This is a genomic window from Cytobacillus solani, assembly GCF_001420595.1.
Classification (GTDB): Bacteria; Bacillota; Bacilli; order Bacillales; family Cytobacillaceae; genus Cytobacillus; species Cytobacillus solani.
Genome location: NZ_LJIX01000006.1, coordinates 152396 through 164593, shown reverse-complemented (window position 1 = coordinate 164593; position 12198 = coordinate 152396). Strand labels below are relative to the sequence as shown.

Annotated in this window: 10 protein-coding genes; all 10 read right to left on the bottom strand. The window is 37.9% G+C overall.

Annotation, left to right across the window (positions count from 1 at the left end; translation table 11 throughout):
- Window positions 1-70: 70 nt before the first annotated feature.
- The 10 genes from cshA to ltaS all read right to left on the bottom strand — a co-directional run bounded on the left by cshA (window position 71) and on the right by ltaS (window position 12109).
- Entirely contained in the window at window positions 71-1567 is a 1497-nt protein-coding gene (cshA, locus tag AN957_RS02590; protein WP_056682031.1) for a degradosome RNA helicase CshA, read from the bottom strand.
- Between the two features lie 361 nt (window positions 1568-1928).
- The gene (locus tag AN957_RS02585) at window positions 1929-2624 is read right to left on the bottom strand and encodes an alpha/beta hydrolase (RefSeq protein WP_056682028.1); all 696 of its coding nucleotides are present in this window, start codon (window positions 2622-2624) and stop codon (window positions 1929-1931) included.
- Window positions 2625-2742: 118 nt separating this feature from the next.
- Window positions 2743-3957: an ABC transporter permease gene (locus AN957_RS02580; protein ID WP_056682025.1), complete on the bottom strand. Its 1215-nt coding sequence runs from the start codon at window positions 3955-3957 to the stop codon at window positions 2743-2745.
- Window positions 3950-4882, bottom strand: coding sequence for an ABC transporter ATP-binding protein (locus AN957_RS02575; protein WP_056682022.1), 933 nt, complete (start codon window positions 4880-4882; stop codon window positions 3950-3952). The genes AN957_RS02580 and AN957_RS02575 overlap by 8 nt, the downstream gene beginning before the upstream one ends.
- Window positions 4883-4906: 24 nt before the next feature.
- Window positions 4907-5776: an ATP-binding cassette domain-containing protein gene (locus AN957_RS02570; protein ID WP_231690148.1), complete on the bottom strand. Its 870-nt coding sequence runs from the start codon at window positions 5774-5776 to the stop codon at window positions 4907-4909.
- Window positions 5754-6173, bottom strand: coding sequence for a GntR family transcriptional regulator (locus AN957_RS02565; protein WP_053477871.1), 420 nt, complete (start codon window positions 6171-6173; stop codon window positions 5754-5756). Before AN957_RS02565 ends, AN957_RS02570 begins: the two co-directional genes overlap by 23 nt.
- 27 nt (window positions 6174-6200) lie before the next feature.
- Window positions 6201-6929 carry a hypothetical protein gene (locus AN957_RS02560; protein ID WP_053477872.1) on the bottom strand — a complete coding sequence of 243 codons (729 nt, stop codon included), beginning with the start codon at window positions 6927-6929 and terminating at the stop codon, window positions 6201-6203.
- 135 nt (window positions 6930-7064) lie between these two features.
- Window positions 7065-8438, bottom strand: coding sequence for a UDP-N-acetylmuramoyl-tripeptide--D-alanyl-D-alanine ligase (locus AN957_RS02555; RefSeq protein ID WP_056682019.1), 1374 nt, complete (start codon window positions 8436-8438; stop codon window positions 7065-7067).
- A gap of 374 nt (window positions 8439-8812) precedes the next feature.
- Window positions 8813-9892, bottom strand: coding sequence for a D-alanine--D-alanine ligase (locus tag AN957_RS02550; RefSeq protein WP_053477949.1), 1080 nt, complete (start codon window positions 9890-9892; stop codon window positions 8813-8815).
- Between the two features lie 264 nt (window positions 9893-10156).
- Complete coding sequence (gene ltaS, locus AN957_RS02545) at window positions 10157-12109, bottom strand: lipoteichoic acid synthase (RefSeq protein ID WP_053477874.1); 1953 nt, start codon at window positions 12107-12109, stop codon at window positions 10157-10159.
- Window positions 12110-12198 lie beyond the last annotated feature (89 nt).

Here is a 12198-nt window from a genome sequence, read left to right as displayed (position 1 = left end):
AAAAGGCATGTATAAACTTTAAAAGAAAACATAGAAAAAAAGAGAGCACTCTCTATGCTCTCTCTTTTGCTTAACGATAACTATTAGAATTAGATCGATTATTATTGTTATTATTGTTATTATTGTTATTGCTGTTGCTATAGCGTTTATTTTGGGATCCTTGGCGTGATCTTACTGGCGCCTTTTGTCTTCCTCTTTGACCGCCATATGATTTATTTTTGTCATCAAATCTGCGTTCTCTTTTTTGTGGCAGCGGTTTTTCTTCTGTTAACTTGACTGGCGTTGTATCAGGTTCTTTTGTTAACATCTTTAATACTGCTTGAACAATCGTTGTTGCATCTTGCTGCTCTAATAATTCTTCAGCTGCTTGTTTATAATATTGCAGATTATTCGATTCCACAGATTGCAGAATTCGTTCGATAACAGCTTTTTGCTGACCTTCTAACGCCTCATCTAAAGTTGGTGGCTTCATGCGTTCCATTTTCCGTTTGGTTGTTCTTTCAACTACCTGCAGATATGATTTTTCTCTCGGTGTAATGAAAGTCATTGCTACGCCTGTTTTGCCAGCACGTCCGGTACGTCCAATTCGGTGAACATAGCTTTCCGGATCTTGTGGAATATCGAAATTGTATACATGTGTAACACCTGAGATATCCAAACCACGTGCCGCAACATCTGTTGCCACTAGCACATCAATAGAGCCTTCTTTAAATTTGCGTAATACAGACATCCGCTTCGCTTGACTTAAATCGCCATGAATTCCCTCTGCATTATATCCTCTAAGGTTCAACGCCTCTGCCAATTCGTCAACCCGACGCTTTGTTCGTCCAAATATAATAGCAAGTTCAGGTGATTGAATATCAAGCAATCTTGTCAAAATATCAAATTTACTTCTTTCCTGTACTTCTAAGTAATACTGCTCAATTTGCGATACAGTTACTTCCTTTGTTTTCACACGGACGATTTGTGGTTCTTTCATAAAACGTTCAGCAATTTTTTTGATCGGACCAGGCATTGTTGCTGAGAACAAAAGAGTCTGGTGTTCTTCAGGAATTTGTGCAAGGATTGCCTCGATGTCCTCAATGAATCCCATATTCAGCATTTCATCAGCCTCATCGAGAATCACTGTATGAACATTTTCTAGACGTAACGTTTTTCGGTTAATATGGTCAAGCAGTCGTCCTGGTGTACCGACAATAATATGAGGACGGTTTTTTAACGCACGAATTTGGCGATTAATATCTTGGCCGCCATAAATCGCTAACACTCTTGTTCTTTTTCCATAGCCGATTTTATACAATTCTTCCGATACTTGAATAGCAAGCTCACGTGTTGGGGCAATGATAATTCCTTGAATCACATCTTGACTGTAATCAATTTTGTCGATCATCGGTATACCAAACGCTGCTGTTTTTCCTGTTCCTGTTTGAGCTTGTCCGATCAAATCTTTGTTTTCTAGACTCAAAGGAATCGTTTGTGCTTGAATTGGGGTCGCTTCTTCAAATCCCATTCTCTTAATAGCCTTCATCGTTGCAGGGCTGATGCCCAAATCTTGAAACTTTGTCAATGTGTTCATTCTCCTTCTAATCTTCGTAGAGTATTTTCCATTAATACAGGAAAGATATTTTCGTGAATTGGGTACGAGGATGATTCTTCATTTGTTTTCAATAGAGAAATCTTTACCTTACATGAAGAAACCCGCTTGAGAGGAAGGATGTGGCAAGGAGATTGGTTCCCCTTTAAATCTATATATACAAATTCACGTAATGAATGAGTGATCCGCATCCTACTTAATGCAGTATAAAAGTGAAAAAAGACATTCTCCAATTGGAGTATGTCCGGGTTTCTAAAGTGTTCCTCATGATCCTATAAAATTAATTTTATCATTTTCTATACACAATTGCAATCTGAGACAGTATTGGATTCCTTTAATTTCCTAACTGTTTTAAAAATTGGTGCACTTCCATAAAAAGGTCTTCACTTTCCTCACAATGGCAAATTAAATGCTTGGACTTCTTAAAAAATATCAGCTTTTTAGAAGTGGTTCCAATTCGATTATATAAATATTCTGCACTCTTCGGGGGAACTACTCCATCAATTTCCCCTTGTGCAATTAAAGTGGGGATAGTCACTTGAGACAAGATTGGCCGAATCGACGCAACCAATCTTCGAAACTGAATGGTTGCTGTAATAGGGGTAGCCTTGATTTTTCTCCTATATCTAATAAATAGTTCATTTTCTGTTAGCCTTCCCTTTGCTGCGTCCCTCAGGATTTCACCGATATCCTTAAAAAGCTGCTTCGGATTAACATAATAGGCAGCGGCGCTAAGCAGGACTAATTTAGCAACGGGATAATGAACAGACAAATAACTGGCAATTAGTCCTCCCATAGAAAAGCCAATAACATAAACTGTTTCACATTTTTCAATCAGCCTTTGTAATTCATGTTCCGCATGTTCAATCCATTTCTTATATTCTATACCCTTTAATTCGAGCTTATCCCCATGCCCCGGGAGAGTAGGTACAACTATTTCCCAATCCGTACGGTCCTTTAAATAGCTAGCTAAAGGCTCTACCTCATAAGGTGAACCTGTAAATCCATGTATACACATGCAGCCAATCATTTATAATCACCGCCAAATTAAGTTTATTTTGTTTTATTTTACACTAAAAGCTTTTTTCAATACTATTAATAGCACTCATAATTAAATCCCTTCAACTTCTTGTTGAAGGGATTTAATATTAATATCTCAGCCATTTTAATATCTCTTTTGGTGTAGCATTTTTTCCATACATTAAAATACCAATTTTGAATATTTTTCCTGCTAACTTCATAAACAGCCATATACTGATCAGAAGAATAATGATTGAAATAGATATTTCAATCCACGGCCAGCTTTCAAGCACAGATAGCCTCATAATTAATACAGCTGGCGATGTTAAAGGAAAGTACGAGGCTGCTTGTGCAATAATCCCTTCTGGGTCAGATATGACTGGAGAAAACAATGCTGCTGGCAGCCACGGCAATAAAAAAACAATCCCTTGGAAATTACTCGTTTGGTCCATATCCTCGAGAGTGGCACCAATTCCGGCAAAAATAGCAGCAAACAGAAGATAGCCTAAAACAGCAATAAAAACGAGCAGCAAGGTTTCTGGTACTAGCAAATATTCTAGAATCGGAAAATCATTTTTCCAAATGAAAAATGGAACAACTATTAAAATCCATGCAAAAACTTGAGTAATTCCAAGAGCAAAGTAACCGATTATTTTACCTTGCATTAATTCAGAGGAATCTACCGATGAGAGAACAATTTCAGCCACCTTTTCCTTCTTTTCATTAGAGGCGCTTTGAAAAATCATCATTCCTGTCATGACAATAGAAAAAAGAATGATACCTGCAAAAACTCCAGGAACAAGTCTTTTTAACGGATCTTCCTTCACTTCACCAACACCTTTTGATAAAGAAACAGCATCAATTGTGATTCCCTGATTAATGATATCTTTATCTTGCTGTGATAACTGAAGGTTTTCTATTTGCAAGTCTCTTAAAGGCTGCACCAATACATTCACTTGCTTTTCAAAATCTTTATCTATTTCTTCATTTGTATAAACAGTCAGCTTCCCTTGTTCCATCAAATTTTTACTGAAAGAAATATAAGCTGTATTTTCTGTGTTCTTTATTATTTCCTTCATTCCGCTTTCATCAGTTTCCGCCTCTTGAACATCCCATTCAATCCCTTGTGAGAGAAGCGTTTCTTCAACACTTTCCCACGTATTCATTTCATCCTGAATATAAACCTTCACAGGGTCAGATTCACTTTTAAACAAATCCATGAATGATGGCAATGAGGAAAAGATAATAAAAATTAGCGGCGTGATTAACAGGGAAATAATAAATGATTTGTTTTTCATATTTTTCCTATATTCCCACTTTGCTACCTTCATACTGTTACGCACTCTTTTCACCCTCTCCCAATAATTTTTTGTCTGTTGCGATATCTATAAAAATTTCATGGAGCGAAATTCTGCTTACTGTTAGCTCTTGAATTTGAATCTCTTCTGGAAGCTGCTTTAACCAAGTGGATGGTTGGATATTTGCCTCCAAGTACAATGTTGCAAGCTCACCGCTCTGCTCGACTCTTTGAACCTGAGGGAGCCTTGCTAAAATACTCTCCTCATTATTCCCGCGGATTACACATTTATAGTTAGCATACTGCGCCTTCACTTCCTCCATCGTTCCGCTGATAACCTTTTGACCTCGGTGTATCATAAATAGACGATCGCATAATTCTTCTACTACATTCATTTGGTGCGCAGATAATAAAATCGCTGTTCCCTTATTCGCTAATTCTTTAATCTCGCTTTTAATCAATTCTTGACTAACAGGATCGAGCCCTGAGAAAGGTTCATCTAAGATAAGAAGGTCAGGCTCATGGATTATCGAAGCAATAAATTGAACCTTCTGTCCCATCCCTTTTGACAATTCTTCAATCGAGCTTTTTTCCTTCCCTTCGAGCCCTAATTTCTTTAAGTATGTCAATGCTCGTTCTTTAGCCTTTTTCACAGGATAGTCCTTCAATTCAGCAAAATAGAGCAGGATATCCATTATGCTAACCTTTTTATATAAACCGCGTTCCTCAGGAAGATAGCCAATTCTATGGCGAGGAATACTTCCTGCTGAGTGGCCATGAAATTTCACTGTCCCTTCATCAGGATGAAGAATTCCCATAATGCTGCGGATTGTCGTCGACTTCCCGGCTCCGTTTGGTCCTAAAATAGCCATTATTTCACCTTTTTTAACTTCAAAAGAAATATCCTTAATAATTTGTTTATTTTTAAAAGATTTACCAACTTGGTTTACTGCCAAAACAGGTCCACTCATTTCCCATTCAATCCTCTCTCCTAATTATGATGCCTTCCCAATAAGCATATAGGTGATAATCTCTTCTATTTCTAAGTTTTTGGCACGAAGCCATTTTAATTGCTTACTTGCTAAATACGACTCTGTTTCTTCTGCACATTTAGAAACTAGAATTCGTTCATTTTTCCGTTCGATTACTCCCGGGATGGGTTCGTTTGGAAGGGAATCCTCCATCCAATATTGCTTATATTGGCTCGTTAATTCTTCTTTTTCGAATTTTCCAAGCAGCTGCCCCTCTTTCATAACAACTACATAATCTGCAAGTTTTCGGATATCCTCAGCCTGATGACTTGAGATAATGATTAATTTTTCTCCTCTTTCCATCCATTCAACAATCACATCTAAGAGCAATTGCTTTGAAGGAATATCCATATGAGCAGTCGGTTCATCAAGTATTAAAATTTCAGCATCCCTAGCAAGTGTTAGTGCAAGATTTAGTTTTTGCTGGACACCTTGAGATAGCTTTCCATATTTTTTTGTCAGCGGAATTTGGTACATCTCCACTAACTGCTCAAATAACGATTGGTCCCATGTTGGGTACCATTTCGAAACAAGCTCCCTAAGCTGGTTTCCATTGAAAGAATCACATCCTACTAGTGTCTGCGGCAAATAGGCAATTCTTTTTTTCCATCCTTCCGCTTCACTATCTATCAGCTGTCCAAATACTTTTATTTCTCCTTCATTTTGTGCAGCTAAGCGCATCAAAACCTTTAATAACGTACTTTTTCCAGCCCCATTGTTACCGACAACAGCAGTGATGGTGCTAGCCTCAAAGGACAGGTCAATTGGTCCTAATTGAAAATCATCTACATTCTTTTTTAAACGATTTATTTCAATCCATTTTTCCATCGTCATCATGTCCGCCTTTCTCTTTCAAACTAGCGATGATTTCTTGAAAAACTGCTTCTATCTGTTCAAGGGTATAATCATGGCGCAGAGCTGTTTCTACAGCTTTTTCAATTGCTTGATAAACTGCGGAAACCGTTACTTCTTCCTTCTTAGATGCCTCAATCTCTGCGACAAATGTCCCTTTCCCTTGAGTCGTTCTTATGAATCCTTGGTATTCAAGATTTTGGTAGGCGCGCCGTGTTGTGATCACACTGATTTCAAGCTCCTTAGACAGAACACGTATGGATGGCAACGGTGTTCCGGCGGGCAGCTGACCTCCTGCAATAAGTGCTTTTATTTGCTCTTCAATTTGGTGATAAATTGGCTCTCTTGATTCCTTTGAAAGGCGAATAGGAAGTTCCACTTAATCGCCACCTTTCTTATTAATCCATTAGTGTAAATAATCCACTTTATCAATTCTTTTGTAGACATAGCCTTTGTAATATAAGAGACCGATGGCAGCCAACAAAATTGAAATAAGAATTGAAGGTAGCGGCCACTCCTTTGCAGCATACATAGTCATTTCGACAATTCCTTTATTAAACACATAATAGATCACTATAAGAACAGCAAGTATCCCACCATAGAATAGGACACTGTAGACGATTGCCTTTAATGTACTAATCTTCTCTCCGACATCACTTGCCGGAAACATGGAACCGCATAATACACCAAAACTAAGCCAGATAATCGAAAATACTAGATATGAACCGACGGGCATATATGCTCTATACTCTGATGAAAGCGTATAGATAAGAATAAGCACTAATATATGAAAGGGAATTGAAATCGTAAAATAACTAATGAATCTGCTCAATACAAGTACATTTTTCTTAACCGGCAATTGGTTAAGCATGATGAAATAAGGGGAGACCCAGATATCTCCTCCCATCCTTTTTAATTGATGCTCCTTTGGTCTGAACGAGGCAGCAAGCACCCAAAAAGTGAACAAAAAGAATACGTCAAAAACAATTGGAACATCTTCCATGATCGTGATCGAAAAAACCTCTGTAAAAAAAATGGCTAATCCAAATGATAAAGCAATAAGTGTAATAATTCCTTTCAATGATGCCTTCACTTCAAACATAGCAAGCCACCGCGCTTGTTTCCACTCGCTCATAGATAAGTCCTCCTATAGCTGTTATACTGTTTATATCTATATACACACTATATGATACATGGAAACTTTTTGCAACTGATTTCTAGTAAAATAAAAAATCCCTATTCAGAAAACTGAACAGGGATTTTTACAATTCTATTGTAATGCCGAGACAACTTCCTCGAGCATCATTCCTCTTGATGCCTTCACTAATATAATTGTGTCTTCATTTACTAATTTTTTCAGCTCATCAATAAGAGGCTGTTTCTCTGTATAAGCAAAAACTCGATTTGCTGGCAAGGAGATTTTTGCCCCTTCAGCAATATGCTTTCCTAGGTTTCCAAAAGTAAAGACATAATCTATTTTATTGGAGTCAATAGACTCGCCCATTTTGCGGTGGAATTCTTCTTCTTCTGGTCCTAGTTCAAGCATATCACCAAGAACAAGAACCTTATTCTTATACCCAGGAAGATGGGCAATTAACTCAATAGCTGCATACATCGATGTCGGACTTGCATTGTACGCATCATTAATAATTTTTTCACCCATTTTTCCTTGAAGCAGCTCTGTCCTCATATTTGTCAATTTCAATCCGGTAAAACCGTCATTCATCTTTTCATAAGGAATACCGAAAAAATTGGCAACAGCCATGGCTGCCATCGCATTTAATACATTATGCGTTCCAAGGACAGGAAGAAAAAATGTTGACTCAGAAGCATTGATGACAAACGAGCTCCCAGTATCATTTTGTTCAATTTCCACTGGATAAAGGTCATTTTTGATCGTTCTTCCAAACGTCTTTGTGTCGATACTTCTTTCTAAGTTCTTTAATTGTTGTGTTAATAAAGGTTCGTCCCCGTAATAAGCAAGTAAGCCATTTTCCTGTAGACCGTTAACAATCTCCAGCTTTGCTTCCGCAATCCCTTCTCTTGAACCTAAATCTAGAAGATGGGATTCACCGATATTCGTAATAATAGCAGCCTCTGGCCGTGCTAAGCGGGTAAGAAAATCAATCTCTCCCTTGCTGCTCATCCCCATTTCTAGAACAGCCATTTCTGTATCTTTTTCTAATCCAAGAATCGTTAATGGGAGGCCAATTTCATTATTAAAATTCCCCTCTGTTTTTTGCACTTTGTATTTTAAGGAAAGCAGGTTTGCCGTTATATCCTTTGTCGTCGTCTTTCCATTACTTCCTGTAATCCCAACTACCTTAACATCCAGCTCATTGCGGTATTTACGCGCTAACTCTTGCAAGGCTATCAACGGATCCTCTACAACTAAAATAGGCAAATGCAGTGGCGGGTTAGGAACATCCTTTTGCCAAAAGGCTGCTGCTGCTCCTTTTTTAATAGCTTCCTCTACAAATCGATGACCATCTGAATTTTCCCCCTTAAAAGGAATAAACAGATTCCCCAAATTCAATTTTCTTGAATCAATACTGACACCGCTAATAGCTGAATCTTTAAATGCTGAAACGTCATTCTCAACTTTTATCATCTCAGAAATCTCACGAAGCGTTCGCTTAATCATCTATTTACCTCCTTTTCAGACAGCATTTTATTAATTGTGCATGCGTCATTATGTATAAAAGAGAGCACGCCGAAAATATCGCCGTGTCTTTTCGAATTGTCCAGCTCCAGCGGCTAGGGGCTCGAGGTCATAAGCCATCTCGTCTTGAAGGTTAAAGTACAACCTTCCTGCCGATCTGTCTTATGCTTGTCTCCCCTGGGCAAGCCCCCTCCGCTTTTCGATTTGTCTAGCTCCGGCGCCTATCGCCTATCAAATTTCAGGTCCCCTCCCTACGATAAGTCGACATCCATTCGCTTTCGCTCATTGTGTCTCCTATATCTCAGTCGCGGCCCTTCCAGTCTGTACGGCGATGATCAAGCCGCCTCCGCTTTTCTTTATTCCATCGTATGTTTAATATTTTGCTTTTCTGCATGTCTTTCTTTTGCAAGATTGACTAGTTTTTCAATCAGCTGCGGATATTCTACCCCAGTATGCTTCCAGAGTAACGGAAACATGCTAAATGGTGTAAAACCAGGCATGGTATTAATCTCGTTAATATACCATTTGCCTTCTCTTGTCAGGAAGAAATCAGCTCTTACAAGCCCTGAACAGTCAAGTTCTTTAAAGGCTTTGATTGCCATTTCCTTCAGTTCATTATATTCCGTCTCCGTAATTTCAGCTGGGATAATTAATGCTGTATTGCCATCTTCGTATTTTGCCTTATAATCATAAAATTCCTTCTTTGGAACAATCTCACCAGCGACCGAGCATTCCGGATAATCATTTCCAAGTACCCCCGCCTCGATTTCTCGTGCAGTGACACCTTCTTCAATGATAATTTTTCGATCAAATTGAAAGGCCTCTTTAAATGCTCGCTCAAGCTCTGAACGGTTTGAACATTTACTTATACCAACACTTGAGCCAAGATTCGCTGGTTTAACGAAACAAGGATAGCCAAGCTCATTTTCTACTTTATTGTAGGCATCATCCTTCGCATTTTCCCATTCGCTGCGGATAAACCATGTATACTTCACCTGTGGAAGACCAGCCTGTGCAAAAACGTTTTTCATAATAACTTTATCCATGCCTGCTGAGGAAGCAAGAACTCCATTGCCTACATAAGGAAGGTTCATAAGCTCTAATAATCCCTGTACTGTACCATCCTCTCCATTTGGTCCATGTAATAATGGAAAAATCACATCAAAAGGACCGCTCTGTTCGGATGCTTGAAATAAGTCAGGTGCTAAAGCTGCTTGTGGCAATGCTTCCGTGTTAGAAAATGCCAATTCTTTTATATTTGTCACAGGTCTCAATAATTGCTGACCTTTAATCCATTCCCCGCTTGTTGAAATATATATTGGATGAATTTCAAATTTCTCTAGATCTAATGCTTTTATTACAGCCATTGCCGTCTGCATCGAAACATCATGTTCTGCGGATTTACCGCCATATAAAAGACCAATTTTTGTTTTCATCATTTAAACAAACCTCCATTTGGAATTGCACCTACCTATTTTACCACTTACTTAATTAAGAAAGGGAGTGATTCATATATGTTTATTGAGGAATTTTTTCCCGACTGTCTCCGCCCATATTTATATATGTATGAATCACTATTAAGAAAGGAAACTTTTCTTCGTATGATTTCTATTTTACTTTTTATTCACTTAATCTATCGCTTCATACGTATGCAATTTTAAAAAAAGCTGCCTGATTTCACAGGCAGCCTTTTAATGTTGCTATTCTTCAGATTCAACCACTTCAGATTCATTATATTTATATTGCGAGCGGTCAACTGGAGTAAACCCTTCAGGCGTATAGAAACGCAATAGATCCCCATTGACAACCCTATCAGAAAGAGATAATTTATGACTCGCACTTTCCTGCAATTTTTCTGCTTCAGGTAATCTGTCTTCTTCTACTAGCAAACCAGTCTTTGAATCATAGAATTTGCCATCAATAGCAGTAATCGTTGAGCTTACAAAGTTGCCATTTCGGAAAGGAACTAGATCATCATGCTGTTCAGATAATAGATCTGTTCCGAACTGTACATAATCCTTTGTTTCTATTCCCAGCAAGTGAAGAAGGGTTGGGAGTATGTCCATTTGTCCGCCATACTCATGGTTCACTCCACCTTGCACGCCAGGCACTCGGATAAATAACGGCACTCGTTGTAAACCAGTGCTCTCAAAAGACGTAATTTCTTTACCTAGCACTTTTTCCATTGCTTTATTATGATTTTCTGAAATTCCATAATGGTCACCATACATGATAATAATCGAATTATCATATAACCCGGATTCCTTTAGGTAGTCAAAAAATTGCTTTAAGGCTTCATCAGCATAACGAGCTGTCTGGAAGTAGCGGTCAACTGATTTATCACCAGTTGTATGCGGGGCAATTGTCGCATCTTCATCTTTAATTGGATATGGATAATGATGTGTTACTGTAATAAATTTTGTATAGAACGGCTGTGGCAATGATTCCAATAGTGGAATGGATTGCTCAAAGAACGGCTTATCCATTAACCCATAATCCGCTAAATCTTCCGGCTTCATATCATAATAGCTTGAATCAAAAAATTTGTTAAAGCCAAATGATTTATAAATTTCATTACGGTTCCAGAAGCTTCCTGAATTCCCGTGAAATACTGCGGACGTATAGCCTTGCTGACCTAGAATAGCTGGTGCAGCCTGGAACGTATTTAATCCTTTTGTTGTAAATGCTGAGCCTGAAGGCAATCCATGCAATGAATTTTCCAGCATAAATTCTGCATCGGCCGTTTTGCCTTGTCCAGTTTGATGGAAGAAGTTATCAAAGTAAAGCGTGTTTCCTTCACTTGTCAATGAATTTAGAAACGGTGTTACCTCTTCCCCATTCAGCTTGTAATTAATCAGGAAGTTCTGAATGGATTCAAGATGCAAATAGATAACATTCATTCCTTCGCCCTTAGCAAAATATGCCGGATTTGGCTTAGCATAATTCGATTGAGTAAAGTTAACGACTTCTGTAATGTCATTGCTATCTGCCATAACCCTTTGGGCAGATGCTTTCGTGCTTTGAACCGCATCATAAATTGTGTAGTTATACATTCCCAAATATTTAACAATGTAGTTTCGGTCAAATCCTCTTGTTAATAGCTGAGGACGGTCTGCCTCTGCTATAGCAAGGTTTAAACTTGAAATCCCTAAAGCAAGTGATAATATAGCAGCTACCTTCCGGCGGCCAATATCTTTCACTTCAATCTTCACAAATTTAAAAGAAAGCAAGCCTATCAAAAGAATGATATCAATAAAGAATAAGAAATCATACGGTTTTAAAAGAGAGCTGATGCTTCCACTTACATCGCCAAAATTTTGTGTCTGCGTTAAAGTCGGCAATGTAATAAAGTCATTAAAGAATCGGTAAAACAATACATTGGCAAATAAAAGAAATGATAATAGAAAATCAATTATCAGCAAGAAAATATACTTTTTCCTTCCTTTAAAAAAGAAAGCTAGTCCCAAAAATAATAAAGAGGACCCTAATGGATTTAAGAATAATAGAAACTGTTGCAAGGAACTTTCAATTCCTAAGTCAAACTGTGTGGATTGAACAATAAATGTTTTCATCCATAGAAGAACAACTGCTAAAAAGAAAAAGACCACATATTTATTTAATATATTTTGATCTTTTTGAAACTGTTTATTCATTTTTACACCTTCCCCTATTCTTTGCATTACCGTATGAACATAACTAAGATCCATTAAACCGAAAACTCAAAGAAAGGTTATTTATATAT